The 18978-nt window shown below is 37.1% G+C and carries 19 protein-coding genes; 16 read left to right on the top strand and 3 right to left on the bottom strand.

All coding sequences use genetic code 11. The features are described 5' to 3' along the window. Positions 1-5: 5 nt before the first annotated feature. The 9 genes from IGL48_RS07565 to IGL48_RS07525 all read left to right on the top strand — a co-directional run bounded on the left by IGL48_RS07565 (position 6) and on the right by IGL48_RS07525 (position 7638). Positions 6-860, top strand: a complete 855-nt coding sequence (locus IGL48_RS07565; protein WP_002357298.1) for a phosphate ABC transporter substrate-binding protein PstS — start codon at positions 6-8, stop codon at positions 858-860. 122 nt (positions 861-982) lie between these two features. Further along, positions 983-1903, top strand: coding sequence for a phosphate ABC transporter permease subunit PstC (pstC, locus tag IGL48_RS07560; protein WP_002357299.1), 921 nt, complete (start codon positions 983-985; stop codon positions 1901-1903). Beyond that, entirely contained in the window at positions 1903-2787 is an 885-nt protein-coding gene (pstA, locus tag IGL48_RS07555) for a phosphate ABC transporter permease PstA (protein ID WP_002357300.1), read from the top strand. Before pstC ends, pstA begins: the two co-directional genes overlap by 1 nt. Positions 2788-2803: 16 nt before the next feature. Then, on the top strand, positions 2804-3613 hold the full coding sequence (gene pstB, locus IGL48_RS07550; RefSeq protein WP_002357302.1) for a phosphate ABC transporter ATP-binding protein PstB: 810 nt from the start codon (positions 2804-2806) through the stop codon (positions 3611-3613). A gap of 10 nt (positions 3614-3623) precedes the next feature. After that, positions 3624-4382, top strand: a complete 759-nt coding sequence (gene pstB / locus IGL48_RS07545) for a phosphate ABC transporter ATP-binding protein PstB (RefSeq protein WP_002357303.1) — start codon at positions 3624-3626, stop codon at positions 4380-4382. Positions 4383-4396: 14 nt separating this feature from the next. Then, a complete protein-coding gene (gene phoU, locus IGL48_RS07540) occupies positions 4397-5074 on the top strand; it encodes a phosphate signaling complex protein PhoU (RefSeq protein ID WP_002357304.1) in 678 nt (225 codons plus the stop codon). 208 nt (positions 5075-5282) lie between these two features. Further along, positions 5283-6884: a daptomycin-sensing surface protein LiaX gene (gene liaX, locus IGL48_RS07535; RefSeq protein WP_002360155.1), complete on the top strand. Its 1602-nt coding sequence runs from the start codon at positions 5283-5285 to the stop codon at positions 6882-6884. A 74-nt stretch (positions 6885-6958) separates the two neighbouring features. Next, positions 6959-7282 (top strand): PspC domain-containing protein, encoded by a 324-nt coding sequence (locus tag IGL48_RS07530; protein ID WP_002357306.1) that lies wholly within the window; start codon positions 6959-6961, stop codon positions 7280-7282. Then, the gene (locus IGL48_RS07525) at positions 7282-7638 is read left to right on the top strand and encodes a phage holin family protein (protein ID WP_002357307.1); all 357 of its coding nucleotides are present in this window, start codon (positions 7282-7284) and stop codon (positions 7636-7638) included. The genes IGL48_RS07530 and IGL48_RS07525 overlap by 1 nt, the downstream gene beginning before the upstream one ends. A gap of 35 nt (positions 7639-7673) precedes the next feature. Here the strand turns inward: IGL48_RS07525 and IGL48_RS07520 are convergent, their stop codons facing one another. Next, complete coding sequence (locus IGL48_RS07520) at positions 7674-8636, bottom strand: GIY-YIG nuclease family protein (protein ID WP_002365747.1); 963 nt, start codon at positions 8634-8636, stop codon at positions 7674-7676. A gap of 209 nt (positions 8637-8845) precedes the next feature. Here IGL48_RS07520 and hprK point away from each other — a divergent pair, with 209 nt between their 5' ends. From hprK to IGL48_RS07490, 6 genes are all read left to right on the top strand, one after another. Next, the gene (hprK, locus tag IGL48_RS07515) at positions 8846-9781 is read left to right on the top strand and encodes an HPr(Ser) kinase/phosphatase (RefSeq protein WP_002357309.1); all 936 of its coding nucleotides are present in this window, start codon (positions 8846-8848) and stop codon (positions 9779-9781) included. 17 nt (positions 9782-9798) lie between these two features. Next, positions 9799-10632 carry a prolipoprotein diacylglyceryl transferase gene (lgt, locus tag IGL48_RS07510; protein WP_002381830.1) on the top strand — a complete coding sequence of 278 codons (834 nt, stop codon included), beginning with the start codon at positions 9799-9801 and terminating at the stop codon, positions 10630-10632. Between the two features lie 68 nt (positions 10633-10700). After that, complete coding sequence (locus tag IGL48_RS07505) at positions 10701-11723, top strand: NAD(P)H-dependent glycerol-3-phosphate dehydrogenase (protein ID WP_002357312.1); 1023 nt, start codon at positions 10701-10703, stop codon at positions 11721-11723. 11 nt (positions 11724-11734) lie between these two features. Next, positions 11735-12631, top strand: a complete 897-nt coding sequence (gene galU, locus IGL48_RS07500) for a UTP--glucose-1-phosphate uridylyltransferase GalU (protein ID WP_002357314.1) — start codon at positions 11735-11737, stop codon at positions 12629-12631. 177 nt (positions 12632-12808) lie between these two features. Continuing rightward, complete coding sequence (locus IGL48_RS07495; RefSeq protein ID WP_002357316.1) at positions 12809-13240, top strand: DUF948 domain-containing protein; 432 nt, start codon at positions 12809-12811, stop codon at positions 13238-13240. A gap of 15 nt (positions 13241-13255) precedes the next feature. Beyond that, entirely contained in the window at positions 13256-13843 is a 588-nt protein-coding gene (locus tag IGL48_RS07490; protein WP_002381831.1) for a YtxH domain-containing protein, read from the top strand. Between the two features lie 120 nt (positions 13844-13963). Here IGL48_RS07490 and IGL48_RS07485 read toward each other — a convergent pair whose 3' ends face one another. Next, positions 13964-15067: an aminopeptidase P family protein gene (locus IGL48_RS07485; RefSeq protein WP_002366790.1), complete on the bottom strand. Its 1104-nt coding sequence runs from the start codon at positions 15065-15067 to the stop codon at positions 13964-13966. 214 nt (positions 15068-15281) lie between these two features. Here IGL48_RS07485 and ccpA point away from each other — a divergent pair, with 214 nt between their 5' ends. Next, positions 15282-16283, top strand: coding sequence for a catabolite control protein A (gene ccpA / locus IGL48_RS07480; RefSeq protein ID WP_002357319.1), 1002 nt, complete (start codon positions 15282-15284; stop codon positions 16281-16283). Between the two features lie 104 nt (positions 16284-16387). On the opposite strand, the gene IGL48_RS07475 is transcribed toward ccpA, so the two are convergent. Beyond that, positions 16388-18796, bottom strand: coding sequence for a transglycosylase domain-containing protein (locus IGL48_RS07475; RefSeq protein WP_025190740.1), 2409 nt, complete (start codon positions 18794-18796; stop codon positions 16388-16390). Positions 18797-18978 lie beyond the last annotated feature (182 nt).

Below are 18978 nucleotides of genomic sequence, written 5' to 3'. Positions count from 1 at the left end.
AATCGATGAAAAAAAGATTGCTATTATTTATTGGTTTGGCAAGTATACTTACTTTGACAGGATGTGCAAAATGGATTGATCGTGGTGAATCCATTACAGCGGTAGGCTCATCAGCTTTACAACCATTAGTAGAGACAGCAAGTGAGGAATATCAAAGCCAAAATCCGGGAAGATTTATTAATGTCCAAGGTGGCGGAAGCGGAACAGGTCTGAGTCAAGTCCAATCTGGCGCGGTAGACATTGGTAATTCTGATTTATTTGCAGAAGAGAAAAAGGGCATCAAAGCGGAAGACTTAATTGATCATAAAGTTGCTGTCGTTGGGATTACACCAATCGTTAACAAAAATGTCGGTGTCAAAGATATCTCAATGGAAAATTTAAAGAAAATCTTTTTAGGTGAAGTAACAAACTGGAAAGAACTTGGCGGGAAAGACCAAAAAATTGTTATTTTGAACAGAGCGGCCGGTAGTGGTACGCGGGCTACTTTTGAAAAATGGGTCTTGGGAGATAAAACAGCCATTCGTGCGCAAGAACAAGATTCCAGCGGCATGGTTCGTTCCATTGTTTCTGATACACCAGGAGCGATTAGTTATACCGCATTTTCATATGTTACTGATGAAGTAGCTACGTTAAGCATTGATGGTGTTCAGCCAACAGATGAAAATGTAATGAACAATAAATGGATTATTTGGTCTTATGAACACATGTACACCCGTAAAAATCCAAGTGATTTAACCAAAGAGTTTTTAGACTTTATGTTGTCAGATGATATCCAAGAACGTGTGATTGGTCAATTAGGGTATATTCCTGTTTCGAAAATGGAAATTGAACGGGATTGGCAAGGAAATGTCATTAAATAATTCTCTTAACACAAAATTTACAAACTTAACATAAAATTTACATGTTATTAAAAACAAATTGATGTAAAAAAGGTACACTATTTTTATCTGTAAAAGTTGGATTGTTTGAGGAGGAAATATTCTTGGAAGATGTACAGAAAAAATTATTAACAAAATCGAAAAGAGCCAAGATGGAGCAACGAGGGAAATTTATTAGTTTCCTATGTATTGCCTTAATTGTAGCAGTGGTTGTTTCAATTTTCTATTTTGTTGCAAGTAAAGGACTTGCTACATTCTTTAAAGATAAGATTAATGTGTTTGATTTCTTATTTGGAACAAACTGGAACCCAAGTGATATCGGCGCAGACGGTAAACCCATGGTTGGGGCTTTACCGATGATTGCGGGTTCCTTTATTGTAACGTTTTTGTCAGCGATTGTTGCGACACCATTTGCGATTGGAGCGGCTGTTTTTATGACAGAAATTTCACCTAAAAAAGGAGCGAAATTTTTACAACCAGTTATTGAATTACTTGTAGGGATTCCCTCTGTTGTTTATGGATTTATTGGTTTATCTGTCATTGTTCCTTTTGTCCGTTCAATCTTTGGCGGAACTGGCTTCGGTATTTTAGCTGGTACGTTTGTGCTATTTGTTATGATTTTACCAACGGTTACTACGATGACCGTAGATGCATTAAAAGCTGTGCCTCGACATTATCGTGAAGCTTCATTAGCGCTTGGTGCTACGCGTTGGCAAACGATTTATAAAGTTGTCTTGCGGGCAGCTGTGCCTGGTATTTTAACTGCGGTTGTCTTTGGTATGGCTCGTGCGTTTGGTGAAGCCTTAGCAATCCAAATGGTAATCGGAAATGCAGCTGTGATGCCAACTAGTTTGACAACACCAGCTTCGACACTAACAAGTATTTTGACAATGGGGATTGGGAATACAATTATGGGAACAGTTGAAAACAACGTTCTTTGGTCTTTAGCCTTGATTCTATTGTTGATGTCTTTACTATTCAACATTGTTATCCGAATTATCGGTAAGAGAGGAGCCTTAAAATAATGAATGCAAAAAAAGCAGATAAAATCGCAACAGGTATCTTATATGCCGTATCTGGCGTCATTGTTTTAATTTTGGCGGCCTTACTGATTTACATTTTAGCTAGAGGAATTCCTCATATTTCGTGGGAATTTTTAACACAACCATCCAGAGCCTATCAAGTTGGTGGTGGGATTGGTATTCAGCTTTTCAACTCACTATATTTACTATTGATTACAATGATTATTAGTATTCCAATTTCATTGGGTGCTGGAATTTACTTATCGGAATATGCGAAAAAGAATTGGTTAACTGATTTAATTCGTACCTCGATTGAAATTTTGAGTTCATTGCCTTCCGTTGTTGTCGGGCTGTTCGGCTTCTTGATTTTCGTTGTACAAATCGGATATGGCTTTTCAATCTTATCAGGTGCGTTAGCATTAACATTTTTTAACTTACCATTATTGACTAGAAATGTTGAGGAATCTTTGAAAGCCATTCATTATACACAGCGTGAAGCGGGGTTAGCCTTAGGTCTTTCACGTTGGGAAACAGTTAAAAAAGTTATTTTGCCAGAAGCATTACCAGGAATTTTGACAGGTGTTATTTTGAGTTCTGGTCGGATTTTCGGTGAAGCCGCTGCGTTAATTTATACAGCAGGACAAAGCGCACCTGCCTTAGATTTCAGTAATTGGAATCCATTGAGCGTTTCAAGTCCAATTAGCATTTTCCGTCAAGCGGAAACGTTGGCTGTGCATATTTGGAAAATTAATACCGAAGGAACGATGCCAGATGGCGCTGCGGTCTCAGCAGGTGCCTCCGCTGTGTTAATTTTAGTAGTTTTACTTTTCAATTTCGGCGCTCGTTTTATCGGCAACCGTCTTTATAAGAGAATGACATCAGCTTAATGTTAGGGGAATTAGCATGAAAGAATACAATTTAAATGATACCCATTTACTTCAACTAGATAGCCAAAAAGACCCGATTGCGTTACACACGGAAGATTTACATGTCTTTTACGGGGACAATGAGGCTATCAAAGGTGTTGATTTGCAATTTGAAAAGAACAAAATAACCGCCTTAATTGGACCTTCTGGTTGCGGTAAATCCACGTATTTACGTTCGCTAAATCGTATGAACGATGGCATTGCCAATTCACGTGTTACTGGAAAAATCATGTATAAAGATGTCGATGTCAATACGAAAGAAGTTGACGTCTACGAAATGAGAAAACGCATTGGCATGGTTTTTCAGCGGCCCAATCCATTTAGTAAATCTATCTATGAAAATATCACATTCGCATTGAAACAGCATGGTGAAAAGGATAAGAAAAAATTAGATGAAATCGTTGAAACAAGTTTGAAGCAAGCCGCACTTTGGGATCAAGTAAAAGATAACTTAAACAAAAGCGCCTTAGCTCTGTCTGGTGGGCAACAACAACGTTTGTGTATCGCTCGGGCAATTGCGATGAAACCAGATATTCTGTTGTTAGATGAACCGGCAAGCGCGTTAGATCCGATTTCAACAGGAACGGTTGAAGAAACGTTAGTGAATTTAAAAGATGATTACACGATCATCATTGTGACACATAACATGCAACAAGCGGCGCGGATTAGTGACTATACAGCTTTCTTCTATATGGGCAAAGTCATTGAATACGACCATACAAGAAAAATCTTTACACGACCAAAAATTCAAGCAACGGAAGACTACGTTTCAGGACATTTTGGTTAGGAGGAGCAAGATGGGCAAAGAAATTATTTCATCAAAAGATTTACATTTATATTACGGGAAAAAAGAAGCATTGAAAGGCATTGATTTAACTTTTAATCAAGGAGAATTAACTGCCATGATTGGTCCTTCTGGTTGCGGGAAGTCAACGTATTTACGTTGCTTGAATCGTATGAATGATTTAATCCCAGACGTAACTATTACTGGAAGTGTTGTCTATAAAGGAAAAGATATTTATGGACCGAAAACAGATAACGTTGAATTACGTAAAGAAATTGGGATGGTTTTCCAACAACCTAATCCATTTCCATTTTCAGTTTATGAAAATGTGATTTATGGCTTGCGCCTAAAAGGAGTCAAAGACAAGCAAGTCTTAGATGAAGCAGTTGAAACCAGTTTGAAAGCTGCTGCCGTTTGGGAGGATGTCAAAGATAAACTTCACAAAAGTGCACTTTCACTTTCTGGTGGACAACAACAGCGGGTTTGTATCGCTCGTGTTTTAGCTGTGGAACCAGATATTATTTTATTAGATGAACCAACTAGCGCCTTGGACCCAGTTTCTAGTGGTAAAATTGAAAACATGCTGTTAACATTAAAAGAGAAATATACCATGATTATGGTGACACATAATATGTCGCAAGCATCACGGATCTCTGATAAAACGGCCTTCTTTTTACAAGGTGATTTAATTGAATTTAATGACACGAAAAAAGTATTTTTAAATCCAAAAGAAAAACAAACAGAAGATTACATTTCTGGTAAATTTGGTTAAAAGGGGGAAAAAGAATGTTACGGACACAATTTGAAGAAGAACTATTGAATCTGCACAATCAATTTTATGAAATGGGTATGATGGTTAGTAGTGCCGTCCATAAATCCGTGAAGGCATATATTAATCATGATAAAAAATTGGCTCAAGAAGTGATTGATCGCGATATTGAAATTAATGATATGGAAGTCAAACTTGAGAAAAAGAGTTTTGAAATGATTGCGTTACAACAACCAGTGACAACAGACTTACGTATGATTATCACTGTTATGAAAGCTAGTTCGGATTTAGAAAGAATGGCGGACCATGCCGTTTCAATTGCTAAATCAACGATTCGCTTAAAAGGAGAAACACGTATTCCTGAAATTGAAAAAGAAATTTCAGATATGTCTGATTATGTGAAAAAAATGGTGGATAATGTTTTAATCGCCTACGTTAAAACGGATCAAAAAGATGCACGAATGATTGCACAAATGGATGATCGTACTAATGAATATTTCGATAGTATTTACAAACATGCCGTAGAAGCAATGAAAGCTAATCCAGAAACGGTCATTAGCGGAACTGATTATCTACATGTGGCACAATACTTGGAAAGAATTGGCGACTATGTCACAAATATTTGTGAGTGGATTGTTTACTTGGCAACTGGTAAAATTACCGAATTGAATAGTAATCGTGACGAACAATTTTAAGAAAAACAAATAAAAAAACTAGGAGACGGCCTTTTTTAGACCAATTCCTAGTTTTTTTAGCGTAAAATGAACTGATTTCATAAAACTAGTCCTTACTAATGAGAAGAAATCGTTCTTAAGTCCTATGACAAATGATCAAAAACAAGGCATAATAATGCATGTAAGGAAAACACTATTGAGTGAAAAATTTGCTAAGGAGGCAATATCCATGAAAGAAAGAGAACGCGTATTAGAATTAGTGAAAAAAGGTATTCTAACGTCAGAAGAAGCGTTAATTTTATTAGAAAATATGGCAACTGAAAAAGATGAAAAACAAATCGAAAAAGCTGCTGAAAAAGTTGATACACAAAATATTGGAACAACAAATAAAGAAGATCAAGTCGCAGATTTAATGGATGCATTAGAAAAAGGCGAATCAGAAGGACCTACTGTTGATTCGTTTGAAGAAAATACACAGGACAGTGCAGAAAAAGATCGTGAAAACTTAGAAAGAATTCTTGATGAGTTAGCAACAAAAGCCAATCGTGCTTCGGCTGAATTGGACGAAGTCAACGCAGAAATTGCCGGCATAAAAGAAGAAATTAAAGAAGTCGCAGAAGAAATTGGAACATTAGATACAAAAGAAGAGTTAGATGCATTAACAGAAGATGAACAAGTTCAACGAAAAGACTTGCACGTTTTACTTGCACAATTAGAAGAAAAATTAGCGACTCAAAGTACTGAAAAAACAGCACTGGAAGAAGAACTAAAAAACATTCGTAAAGAACAATGGAAAGGTCAATGGAATGATACAAAAGAAAAAGTTTCTTCTCAATTCTCTGAAGAGTGGAAAGATCAAGCCACAGACACCTTTAACCAAGTCGGCGGCAAAGTTGCCGAAGTTGGCGGCCAAGTGGGAGAATTCTTGAAAAAAACATTTAATTCTTTCAGTGACACCATGAATGATAATGTGGAATGGAAAGACATTAAAATGAAAGTTCCTGGTGTGGCAACAACTAAGTTTGAACATGAGTTTAATTATCCAAATCCACAAGCAAGTTTAATTGATGTCAAGGTAGCAAATGGTACCGTGGTTTTCAAAACTTGGGATCAAGAAGATGTGAAAGTCGAAGCAAAAATCAAATTATATGGTAAAATGGCAGGAGATTCACCAATGGAAGCTTTCTTAGAACGAAGTGACATTGATGTGGATGATGAAACGATTTCTTTCCAAGTGCCAAACAAACGGGTGAAAGCAGATTTAACGTTCTATTTACCAAAACGCACTTACGATCATGTATCTGTTAAATTATTAAACGGAAATGTCTTAGTAGAAGAGTTAACAGCGAAAGATGTTTACACAAAATCAACGAATGGGACGATTACGTTTAAAAAAATTGATGCAACTATGTTAGAAATTGAAGGCGTGAATGGTGAAATTAAAGTCCTAGAAGGAACGATTTTAGATAACATTATTGAAACAGTCAATGGTGATGTGTCTATTTCCGCGGCACCAGAAAGTCTAAGTGTCTCTCTGATTAATGGAGATATCCGCATTACAGCTAAAGAAAAAACGCTTCGCCGTGTTGAAGCAAGCTCTGCAAATGGGAATATCAAGTTAGCCTTGCCAAATGACTTAGGCGTTGAAGGGCAAGTGAAAACGAATTTAGGTAGTATTAACAGCCGTTTAACAGATATTGAAGTTGTCCGTGAAAAGAAAGATCGCGGCAATCAACAATTACATTTTAGACGTGTACTGGAAGAATCAATGGCTCAAATTAATGCTTCTACAACAACGGGAAGTATTTTCCTAAAAGATACGGATAAATAATTAATAATTTTAAGCTAGATGGGCTGACGAATCAGCCTTTCTAGTGTAAAATTTAGTAGACGAGGTGAAAACATATGAAAAGAAAACTAACAAAATCTCCGAATAACGTGGTTTTAACAGGAAGCTTAGCTGGGATTGCTGATTGGCTAGGAATTGACCCAACAATTATTCGTGTCGTTTATGTCTTGCTCAGCTTTTTCTCAGCAGGATTTCCAGGCATTCTCTTATACATTGCCTTAGCAGTCTTGATCCCTTCTGGAAGAACAGGAAGCGATCGCGGCTACGGCCATCAAAATCCTTATAATAGAAATGTTCGCAATGAAAATCCTTATGCTGCCAATAAAAAGCAACGTAAAGAAGCGGAAAAAATTGATGATGACGAATGGAGTGACTTTTAATGACATATTTTCAGCGATTGGTTGTTAATACACTGACATTCATTTCTTTATCAGTTGTTTTTCCTGGCATGATTCATGTGAGAGGCATAATGCCTGCAATTATTGCCGCCTTTGTTCTCTCAATCCTAAATATGTTGGTGAAACCAGTCTTAACAATCTTGTCGCTCCCATTTACTTTATTAACGTTTGGTCTATTTAGCTTTGTTGTCAATGCAGCGATTTTACAAATGACCTCGTTTTTTGTGGGGGAAATGAACTTTGGCTTCTCAAGTTTTTGGGCAGCGGTGCTAATGGCTGTAATTATGTCAATTGTCAATACGATCGTTACGGATCACAATTTATCTAAATATGAATAAAAAAAGCCTGAAGAACGTAGCATAAAATGCGTTCTTCAGGCTTTTTCGATGGTTAAATTTTCTAGGTGACATTCTGGATGGCGGCTGATATAGCCATATAAAATGTTTAAAAAATCAACTTGTTGCTTCGAGTAATGCTCAATTGTTTTCGGTGGTTTTTTGGGCATGATTTTTTTTGCTAGTTCAAGCGGTGAATATTTTTGAAACGTTTGTTTAGTTACAACACGTGTTGCTACCACCAAGCCTTGGTAAATTAAATAGTATTTGATTTTTTTCTGACAAGGTAACCACATCAGTTGCCAATCTCGTTGGTTAGCTTGACTAATTCGTTGATTTTGGTTTGCAAAGCGCGTCAGAAAGAGCCAATCTTCCTTGAGTTTTGCCGCTTTTTCGAAGGCTTGTTTTTCAGCAGCTTCTTGCATTTGTTGAGCAATTCGTTTGATTGGTTCTCGTCCTTGATTATGGAAAAAGTCGAACAATTCTTGTTGAAATAGTTCGGTCGGAATGGCACTCTCTTTTTGAAAGGTTTGATGCCAATAGTTGGTTGGGACGAGATCGTAGATACTATCCAAAATTATTTTTAAACGGTTTAATTTTCGGCGAATCGAATAAGGACCAAAACAGTTCTCTTTAGTGGGAATATTTAAGAGTTTAATCTCTAATTGCCGCTCATTAACGGCTACCGATACATAAGAATATTGTTCATAAGCATTCATTTGGCGATTGTAGCGCGGCCGATACTGTTGAATCAGTTGACATTCTAGAAGGAGCGCATCCAATTCTGTGTCAGTATGGAGAACATCGAAGTCTATAATTTGTTTGACTAAACGCATCGTCTTTCGAGAATGTTGATTACTATTAATAAAATAGCTCGACACGCGATTTTTTAATTTTTTGGCTTTACCCACATAAATAATTGTGTCGGTTGCGTCTTTCATTAAATAAACACCAGGCGTTAACGGTAATTGATGGGCTTTTTCCTTTAAATATTCTTTCATAAGTTTCCTCTTTTCTTAAAAGGATCGGCTTCAAGTATACAAAGTTTTCTGAAATAGTCAAGTAACAGAAATAGCATAGGTAATTTCACTGAAAAATAGTTTCATTTTTTTGAAATATGATAATTCTAGGAATTATCTAGTGAATAGCTAGAAACTTGTATTTTTAAATGATAAAATATAACAAGTAGCAGAAAGGACTGACATTCGATATGACAGAAGTGGTAAAGATTTATCAACTGGTAGAAAATCTTTCTTTAGAAGTAGTATACGGAGATGAAGAAAGCTTAAATAGAACAATCAAAACTGGTGAAATTTCCCGGCCAGGTTTAGAATTAACTGGGTATTTTAATTATTATTCCCATGACCGTTTACAATTATTTGGGAGCAAAGAAATTACCTTTGCGGAACGAATGATGCCTGAAGAGCGTTTATTAGTGATGCGCCGTTTATGTGCGAAAGATACTCCAGCCTTTATAGTATCCAGAGGACTAGAAATCCCCGAAGAATTAATTACAGCAGCAAAAGAAAATGGCGTTTCTGTATTACGTTCACCGATTTCAACTTCCCGTTTACTAGGGGAACTATCCAGTTATTTAGATGGCCGTTTAGCTGTTCGCACAAGTGTCCATGGGGTTTTAGTTGATGTTTATGGACTTGGTGTTTTGATTCAAGGAGATAGCGGTATTGGTAAAAGTGAAACAGCTTTAGAGCTTATTAAACGTGGACATCGGCTAATCGCAGACGATCGTGTCGATGTTTATCAGCAAGATGAATTAACCGTGGTTGGAGAGCCACCAAAAATTTTGCAGCATTTAATTGAAATTCGTGGTATCGGAATTATTGACGTCATGAACCTGTTTGGAGCTAGTGCGGTCCGTGGCTTTATGCAAGTTCAATTGGTCGTTTATTTAGAGGCATGGGAAAAAGACAAGAAATATGATCGTCTTGGTAGTGATGATGCAATGGTTGAAATAGCTAACGTTGATGTCCCTCAGATTCGTATTCCTGTTAAGACCGGCCGAAATGTGGCCATTATCATTGAAGTGGCAGCAATGAACTTCCGCGCGAAAACAATGGGTTATGATGCAACAAAAACGTTCGAAGAGCGCTTAACCCGTTTGATTGAAGAAAATTCAGGAGAATAGAAGGAGAAGATGTGATGATGTTAGCTCAAGTAAATTCAATTGCATTTCGCCTTTTCGGTATTCCCGTCTATTGGTATGCAATTATTATTGTTTCAGGGATTGCTTTAGCTGTTTGGCTAAGTAGTCGTGAAGCCGTTCGTGTTGGTTTAAAAGAAGATGATGTCTTTGACTTTATGCTCTGGGGATTACCTGCAGCAATTGTTGGCGCGCGCTTGTATTACGTCGCTTTTCAATGGCAAGACTATGTAGACAATCCGATTGAAATTTTCTTTACTCGAAATGGTGGCTTAGCGATTTATGGTGGTCTTATTGGTGGGGGACTGGCGCTGTTTTTCTTTACGCGTCATCGTTTCATTTCTACATGGACTTTTTTAGATATTGCTGCACCAAGTGTGATTTTAGCGCAAGCAATTGGTCGTTGGGGCAACTTTATGAATCATGAAGCCTATGGGCCAGCGACCACCAGACAATTTTTAGAAAATCTCCATTTACCAACGTTTATCATTGATAACATGAATATCAACGGAACGTATCATCAACCAACATTTTTATATGAATCTGTCTGGAATGTTTTAGGCTTTATCGTTTTAGTGTTATTACGCAAAAAGCCACACTTTTTAAAAGAAGGCGAAGTCTTTTTAGGTTATATAATATGGTATTCTTTCGGCCGTTTCTTCATCGAAGGCTTACGGATGGACAGTTTGTATGCGTTTAGTAACATTCGTGTCTCACAATTGTTGTCTTTAGTGATGTTCGTGGCAGCAATTGTTATTGTGATCGTTCGTAGAAGAAATCCCAATTTGAAATTTTACAATCGGGAGAAACAAAAGAAAAAAATAACAACTTCTTAATCCAACTTGATCGAAGAATATGGTAAACTAAAGAAGTAACGTTGTTTAGCGAAAGGAGAGTTTCACCGATGAAACAAAAAGTCGCTGTTTTAGGTCCAGGTTCCTGGGGGACAGCTTTAGCTCAAGTATTAGCCGAAAATGGACACGAGGTCTGTATTTGGGGAAATAAACCAGAGCAAATCGATGAAATAAATACAAAACACACCAACAAACATTATTTACCAGAATTAATCTTACCTACTTCAATTCAGGCAACCACTGATTTAGCCACTGCTTTAGTAGATGTGGATGCGGTACTGTTTGTGGTACCAACTAAAGCCATTCGTTCAGTAGCACAAGAAGTGGCCCAACATTTAAAAACAAAACCAATTATTATTCATGCAAGTAAAGGGCTCGAACAAGGTACACATAAGCGGATTTCAGAAGTGATAGCGGAAGAGATTCCAGCAGAAAAACGGCAAGGAATTGTGGTTTTATCTGGTCCAAGCCATGCAGAAGAAGTCGCTGTTCATGACATCACAACCATTACAGCAGCAAGCGAAAATTTAGCAGACGCTGTGTATGTGCAAGAGTTGTTTATGAATGATTACTTTAGAATTTATACGAATGATGATGTGATTGGTGTAGAAACAGGGGCGGCCTTAAAAAATATTATTGCTTTGGGCGCCGGAGCGATTCATGGCTTAGGCTTTGGTGATAATGCCAAAGCGGCAATTATGACTCGTGGTTTAGCAGAAATTAGTCGTTTAGGGGTTGCGATGGGAGCAAACCCATTAACATTTATTGGTTTAAGTGGTGTTGGGGATTTAATTGTTACTTGTACAAGTGTCCATTCTCGAAATTGGCGTGCGGGTAATTTATTAGGAAAAGGCCATAAGTTAGATGAAGTCTTAGAAAACATGGGTATGATTGTGGAAGGTGTTTCAACAACTAAAGCAGCCTATGAATTGGCACAACAATTAGAAGTCGAAATGCCAATCACAGAAACAATCTACAATGTCTTGTACAATGACGAAGATGTACAACAAGCAGCAAAAGAAATCATGTTGCGCGATGGCAAAACCGAAAACGAATTTACACTTGATTTTTAGGAGGAAAAAAGATGAAAGTTAAAAAGGCAGTTATTCCAGCAGCTGGGTTAGGAACACGTTTCTTGCCGGCTACCAAAGCGATGGCAAAAGAAATGTTACCGATTGTTGATAAACCAACGATTCAATTTATTGTAGAAGAAGCACTAGCTTCAGGAATCGAAGATATTTTAATTGTGACAGGCAAAGCCAAACGTCCGATTGAAGATCATTTCGATTCAAATGTTGAATTAGAAAATAACTTAAAAGAAAAAAATAAAACCGATTTATTGAAATTAGTCGAAGAAACAACGGATGTTAATTTACATTTTATTCGTCAATCCCATCCGAAAGGCTTAGGACACGCTGTTTTACAAGCGAAAGCATTTGTTGGCAATGAACCTTTTGTCGTGATGTTAGGCGACGATTTAATGGAAGATAAAGTGCCATTAACGAAACAATTAATGGATGATTACGAACAAACACATGCTTCGACAATTGCGGTAATGAAAGTACCCCATGAAGATACTTCAAAATATGGTATTATCAACCCAGAAAAAGAAATCGAAAAAGGACTATACAATGTCGAGAATTTTGTTGAAAAACCAAAACCCGAGGAAGCACCAAGTGATTTAGCGATTATCGGCCGTTATTTATTAACCCCTGAAATTTTTGATGTACTTGAAAATCAAAAACCAGGCGCTGGTAACGAAATTCAGTTAACAGATGCGATTGACACTTTAAATAAAACACAACGCGTTTTTGCTCGTGAGTTTAAAGGAGAACGTTACGACGTTGGCGATAAATTTGGGTTTATGAAAACAAGCATTGAATATGGTTTGACTCATCCAGAAGTAAAAGATAATTTACGAGAATACATTATTAATTTAGGTGCTCAATTAGCGAAAAAAGAGCAACCAAAAGAAAAATAAATAAAAATAAGCGTAAAATTTCAATTCGTTAGAAGGAAATTTTACGCTTATTTTCTTAAAGAAAACGGCATGAGAATTTTATAAAATAAATTGTCATTCTTAGCTTTATGAGTTGTGAAAAATATAAGTTGGTGTTATCCTAAGATTATAAATAAAATTTCAGAGGGGAGTAATGATATGTCAGGTGGGGAAATTGCTGCCTTAATTGCAGCGGTAGCATTTGTTGTTTTAGTCATCTTTTTAGTACTTGTGTTATATAAAGTTTCTCAAGTTGTTTCAAAAATTGAAGATACAATTGATGAAACAAATACAACAATCAAAGTCGTGACTAGCGATGTGAATGTATTGAGTCGCCAAGTGGAAGGCTTGCTTGTTAAAAGTAATGAACTATTGACAGATGTGAATCAAAAAGTGGCAACGATTGATCCGTTGTTTACGGCCGTTGCTGATTTAAGCGAAAGTGTCTCTGAATTGAACACCTCAAGTAAACATTTGATTACAAAGGTAGGAACCGTAGGGAAAGGCACAGCGAAAGCTGGTTTAGTGAGTAAAGTAGGCGGTTCTGCTTTTAGAGCAATGCGTTCAAAAAATAAAAAAACAAATAACTAATTGGAGGAGATTTTTATGGCTAAAAAAGGCGGATTTTTCTTAGGAGCAGTAATTGGTGGAACAGCAGCAGCCGTTGCCGCATTATTACTTGCACCAAAATCAGGTAAAGAATTACGTGATGATTTATCAAATCAAACAGATGATTTAAAAAACAAAGCGCAAGATTACACAGATTATGCTGTTCAAAAAGGAACAGAATTAACAGAAATCGCAAAACAAAAAGCCGGCGTTTTATCAGATCAAGCCTCTGATTTGGCAGGTTCTGTCAAAGAAAAAACAAAAGATTCATTGGATAAAGCACAAGGTGTTTCTGGCGACATGCTTGATAACTTTAAAAAACAAACAGGTGATTTATCTGATCAATTTAAAAAAGCAGCTGACGATGCTCAAGATCACGCAGAAGATTTAGGTGAAATTGCCGAAGATGCAGCAGAAGATATCTATATTGACGTTAAAGATTCTGCGGCAGCGGCCAAAGAAACTGTTTCTGCTGGTGTCGATGAAGCAAAAGAAACCACCAAAGATGTTCCTGAAAAAGCTGCAGAAGCAAAAGAAGATGTTAAAGATGCAGCGAAAGACGTAAAAAAAGAATTTAAAGGGTAACAAGCGTTTAGCTTATGAAAGTTAGCAACGGATCGTGTTGCTTTTGTTCAGCGGCTTACCTTAAAATTTAGAAATGAGGCCATCAGTCCGGTTGACTGATGGCCTCATTTTATTTTTATGCTATTCAATAATTTGCAATTCTTTGGTTGTCTTAGTGAATGGTTCGGATCCTGTTTTCGTTACGTGTAAACAATCTTCAATACGAACGCCTACTTTTCCAGGAATGTAAATACCGGGCTCAATAGAGAAACACATACCTTCTTCAATGACTAAATCATTGCCATGAACTAGCGATGGGTATTCATGGACAGTGGTTCCAATGCCATGGCCTAAGCGATGGTTAAAGTATTCACCATAACCAGCTTTTGTGATTACACCTCGAGCAATATCATCTAATTCGCCTGCTGTAACACCAGGTTTCACCGCTTCAGTTGCTGCTAATTGTGCTTCTAAAACAATTCCATAAATTTCTTTTTGGAAATCAGAAGGTTCCAAGTAGCTGACTGTTCGTGTGGCATCACTACAATAGCCATTATGAACGACACCTAAATCAAATAGCACTAAGTCATGGGGCTCAATTTTTGTTTCGCCAGGTACCCCGTGAGGACTAGCTCCGTTTTTTCCTGTTAAGACTAACGTATCAAAACTCATTGAGCGAATACCTTGACGTTTTAATTGATACTCGATTTCTGCAACAATTTCTTGTTCCGCAACGCCTGCTTGAATTGCTTTGAAGCCAATCTCAAAAGCGACATCAGCCCAACTACCAGCTTCTAGTAAACGTTGAATTTCAGGTTCCGTTTTAATTAATTGAAGTTTTTCAATTAAAGGCGTAACATCATGCGAAAAATCGCTAGCTGGGAAATAGGTTTTCAATTGATCGAAACGAGCTAAAGAAAGAGCTTGTTTTTCTAAAGCAAAGCGTGGTGTGCCTTGTGTCCGTTTATTTAATAAAGCTGCAATTTTTTCCCAAGGATTTTCGCTATCTAAATAACCATAAACAGGATAAGTCCAACTACTATTTTCGGCATCTTCGACTTCTAATGCAGGTGTAAATAAAAATGATTGGTCGTCCGCAGCGATAAACAAAGCTAACACGCGCTCATGAGGTTCGCTTTCGTAACCGGAAAAGTAAGCGATATGACCAGGATCACTAATATAAGTGAAGTCAATCTTTTCTTGGTGCATCCAATTTTTTAAATCGGCAATTTTTTCTTGATTCATAAAACATCCTTCTTTCTTTTATTCTGAAGTGAATCACAGTACTATCATAACATGAAATGACAAAAAGTTCCTTTTGAAATGGAAAGTAAATTTTCATGAAAAAACGATAAAACGGTTGCAAAAATAGAAGAATTTTGATATTCTAGGCTAGGAAAGAAATGTAAACAGTGTTTTCAGAAAATGAGAACAAATTCATATTTATAGGAGAAGAAACATGGAAAAACAAACAATTACAATTTATGATGTTGCTAGAGAGGCAAATGTATCTATGGCTACTGTTTCTCGTGTTGTCAATGGTAATCCCAATGTAAAACCAGCAACGCGTAAAAAAGTCTTAGAAGTGATTGATCGCTTAGATTACCGTCCTAACGCAGTCGCACGTGGTTTAGCAAGTAAAAAAACGACAACAGTGGGTGTCATTATTCCAGATGTTAGTAATGCATTTTTTGCTTCATTAGCACGTGGCATTGACGACGTGGCTACAATGTATAAATATAATATCATTTTAGCTAATTCAGATGGAGACGATCAAAAAGAAGTTACTGTATTAAACAATTTACTTGCCAAGCAAGTAGATGGGATTATCTTTATGGGTCATCGCATTACAGATGATATTCGTGGTGAATTTTCACGTTCAAAAACACCTGTTGTCTTAGCAGGTTCAATTGATCCAGATGAACAAGTTGGTAGCGTTAATATTGATTACACAGAAGCAACGAAAGATGCAACAGCGACTTTAGCGAAAAATGGGAACAAAAAAATTGCTTTTGTTAGTGGTGCATTAATCGATCCAATTAATGGTCAAAACCGAATGAAAGGCTACAAAGAAGCTTTAGCGGAAAATGGCTTGTCTTATAATGAAGGCTTAGTTTTTGAATCTGAATATAAATTTAAAGCAGGGATTAATTTGGCTGAGCGTGTCCGTAACAGTGGAGCAACAGCTGCCTTTGTTACAGACGATGAGCTAGCGATTGGTTTATTAGATGGGATGCTAGATGCTGGTGTGAAAGTTCCAGAAGAATTTGAAATCATTACAAGCAATAACTCATTGCTTACAGAAGTCTCTCGTCCACGTCTATCAAGTATTACACAACCTTTATATGATATCGGTGCCGTGTCAATGCGCTTATTAACAAAACTAATGAACAAAGAAGAAATTGAAGAAAAAACAGTTGTTTTACCTTATGGAATTGATCAAAAAGGTTCAACAAAATAAATTGAATTAAACGGCCAAACTAAGAGCGTTAACTCTTAGTTTAGCCGTTTTTTGATACCTAAAAATGAGCCAGAAAACGTATTTTTCTGGCTCATTTTAGCGAGTTAATTATTGTTCTTTTTATTATCGTTGTTTTTATTGTTGTTGTTATTATTTGTAGTGGCACGTGGAGCAAGATTTCCCCAGTAAGAAGCGTAATTGCTGTCTGTTCCACCGATCCCAAATTTATAGGTACTTTGTGGTGCACCATCTTTGGCATAGTATGAAGTCGTTGTTTTGCCAGGTGTATTGAACTTGGCACCATTATAGGTAATTGAGCCAGGCTTTTCACCAGTAAATTCAGAAACTTTTGATTTAATGACACTTGGATCTAATTCAAATTTTTGACCAATGCCAAACAATTCTGGATTCGCATAGTACAGCGCGTTAGCTAAGTTCGCCATATAATTCCCGTTATTGTCGCCGCTGGTCGTCGTCATTGGCGCTGGTAGATCATGTCCTGACCAAGAACTTAGTGTCACAGTCGGGGTAGAGACAATCAGCCATGAATCTTTATAGTCATTAGTTGTCCCAGTTTTTCCAACCCAATCAGCACTGGCTAAATGAGGATTCAAGCCAGCTAATGTTGGTTTGAATTTTGTCGTATTCGCAGAATCCACCACTGAGCGCAACAAGTCATTCATAATAGAAGCGGTCGCCGGTGAATAAACTTGCGTTCCTTCATCTTTGTGTTCGTAGACCACATGTCCGCTATTGTCTGTGATTTTTTCAATCATGTAGGCTTTTTGATATTTACCTTTGTTAGCAAGCGCTTGGAAGCCGTTTGTTTGTGTTACAACATTTGTTTCTACTGAACCCAATGGCGCAGATTCGTAAGCCCAAGCATCTGAAGCTGGATAGTTCATTTTACTTAAGTAGTGATTGTAAGAGAAATTATCATCACCCATTTTTTTCCTTAGTTCATTATTAACATGAACGACAGGGATATTGAAAGACCAATTCAAGGCATTCCGAACAGTCACGAATTGATTTAAATCCACATTTGTGGAATTAACAAATTCTGTACCATCAGCATAAGTCGTTGGGTAGTTGGCCAGACGACTTTCAGAACCAATGAGTCCTTGATCAATCGCAGGACCATAGACAGAAATTGGTTTAATCGTAGAACCAACTTGACGATCGGCATTAAAGGCATGGTTGTTTTGATTAATATCGAAGTTTCTGCCTCCGATAAAACCGAGGATACGACCAGTAGCGTTATCCATTAAAATATTCCCAGTTTCAATCATTGTATTGCCATTGACATCTGCAGTGCCATCATCAAGCAAATAACCATAATTTGCGACAGCGGTTTGCATCGTGTTATAAATGTTCTGATCAATGGTCGATTGGATTGTATAGCCTTGCGACTGGATTTCGCGACGTGCTTGTTCTTCATATTGATCTAAACCAACTTGATCTAAATCATCACGATTAACTTTAGCTTTTTTCATATCTAAATCCATGACAATCTCAACTGCTTTATCTAACACCGTATAGTATAGATAGCCTTCTGTATTGACATTGGCCTGTTCAGTTGGTAAAAAGTCTTTTTTCAAGTCGTAAGCTTTGGCTTCTTCATATTCCTTTTGTGAAATTGCTTTTTCTCGGTACATACTGAAAAGAACAAAATCTTTTCTCTTCATTCCTAAAGACAAATCGTCTTTCAAGGCACCAGTGTTAGTATAGGGCGTGTAAACAATGGGACTTTGGGGAAGTCCTGCGATAAAGGCCGCTTGAGGAAGATTCAAGTCCTTGGCACTTTTACCAAAGAGTCCTTTGGCTGCTTCTTCCACGCCTGCAATATTTTCACCTTTGTTATTACGACCAAAAGGGGAGACATTTAGATAAGTTGTCACGATTTCGTCCTTAGAAAAGTATTTTTCAATACGTAAAGCTAATAAAATTTCGTTGGCTTTCCGTTTAAAGGTCGTTTCATCAGTTAAAATCTGTTGCTTGACCAATTGCTGAGTCAATGTTGAACCACCAGAAGAACCGCCGATACCTGTCGCATCAGAAATCAACGCTCGAACTAGCGCTTTTGGTACCACCCCATGATGTTCTTCAAAATATTCATCTTCTGTTGAAATAATGGCTTTTTTTAGCAATGGAGACATTTGATCGCCATTAATTCGTGTCCGAATTAAATCTGATTTGATGTTAGCAATCGGAGTACCATCTGCGTAAGTCATTTTTGACACTTCGGTAATATCACTGATTTCTTTTTGCAATTCTTCCTTCGTTGGGGGCTGTGTATCTTCAACTAGAAAAGCAAAATAGCCCATTCCGATACCTAAGCCAAGAGAGCCACCTAAGACAATCAGAATAACCCCAAAAACCACTAATGACTGAAAAACGCGAATAATGACATTTAAAATAAGTAAAAAGACATTGCCGCCAGAAGAGGTCGTTGGTTTTTGCTTATTGTTACTTGAATTATTTTTCAAAAGCTTCACCTCAATAAAATGATACATTCTGTGTTATTATAGCAAAAAAAAGCTTCTATGAATAGTTTCTACACCAATTGCCATTTTTTGTTGAAAAAACTTAAGAGAAAATAGGGAAATCTCATTTTTTGACTTTTCAAGTGTGACAGAATCGGTTACTATGAATAGGGGAATTTGATCTATTATTATGTTTTACTATAGGAGGAAAA

It is taken from the genome of Enterococcus sp. DIV1090 (genome assembly GCF_050537975.1).
Taxonomy (GTDB): Bacteria; Bacillota; Bacilli; order Lactobacillales; family Enterococcaceae; genus Enterococcus; species Enterococcus faecalis.
Note: the sequence above shows the minus strand (reverse complement) of the source record. Positions and strands in the feature narration are given on the sequence as shown.

Coding starts and splice junctions, on each gene's coding strand:
- IGL48_RS07505 (WP_002357312.1), top strand. CDS start 10,701: ATGAAACAAAAAGTCGCTGTTTTAGGTCCAGGTTCCTGGGGGACAGCT.
- hprK (WP_002357309.1), top strand. CDS start 8,846: ATGACAGAAGTGGTAAAGATTTATCAACTGGTAGAAAATCTTTCTTTA.
- phoU (WP_002357304.1), top strand. CDS start 4,397: ATGTTACGGACACAATTTGAAGAAGAACTATTGAATCTGCACAATCAA.
- IGL48_RS07520 (WP_002365747.1), bottom strand. CDS start 8,636: ATGAAAGAATATTTAAAGGAAAAAGCCCATCAATTACCGTTAACGCCT.
- pstB (WP_002357303.1), top strand. CDS start 3,624: ATGGGCAAAGAAATTATTTCATCAAAAGATTTACATTTATATTACGGG.
- ccpA (WP_002357319.1), top strand. CDS start 15,282: ATGGAAAAACAAACAATTACAATTTATGATGTTGCTAGAGAGGCAAAT.
- IGL48_RS07530 (WP_002357306.1), top strand. CDS start 6,959: ATGAAAAGAAAACTAACAAAATCTCCGAATAACGTGGTTTTAACAGGA.
- IGL48_RS07490 (WP_002381831.1), top strand. CDS start 13,256: ATGGCTAAAAAAGGCGGATTTTTCTTAGGAGCAGTAATTGGTGGAACA.
- IGL48_RS07485 (WP_002366790.1), bottom strand. CDS start 15,067: ATGAATCAAGAAAAAATTGCCGATTTAAAAAATTGGATGCACCAAGAA.
- IGL48_RS07565 (WP_002357298.1), top strand. CDS start 6: ATGAAAAAAAGATTGCTATTATTTATTGGTTTGGCAAGTATACTTACT.
- liaX (WP_002360155.1), top strand. CDS start 5,283: ATGAAAGAAAGAGAACGCGTATTAGAATTAGTGAAAAAAGGTATTCTA.
- IGL48_RS07525 (WP_002357307.1), top strand. CDS start 7,282: ATGACATATTTTCAGCGATTGGTTGTTAATACACTGACATTCATTTCT.
- galU (WP_002357314.1), top strand. CDS start 11,735: ATGAAAGTTAAAAAGGCAGTTATTCCAGCAGCTGGGTTAGGAACACGT.
- pstA (WP_002357300.1), top strand. CDS start 1,903: ATGAATGCAAAAAAAGCAGATAAAATCGCAACAGGTATCTTATATGCC.
- IGL48_RS07495 (WP_002357316.1), top strand. CDS start 12,809: ATGTCAGGTGGGGAAATTGCTGCCTTAATTGCAGCGGTAGCATTTGTT.
- IGL48_RS07475 (WP_025190740.1), bottom strand. CDS start 18,796: ATGTATCATTTTATTGAGGTGAAGCTTTTGAAAAATAATTCAAGTAAC.
- pstB (WP_002357302.1), top strand. CDS start 2,804: ATGAAAGAATACAATTTAAATGATACCCATTTACTTCAACTAGATAGC.
- lgt (WP_002381830.1), top strand. CDS start 9,799: ATGTTAGCTCAAGTAAATTCAATTGCATTTCGCCTTTTCGGTATTCCC.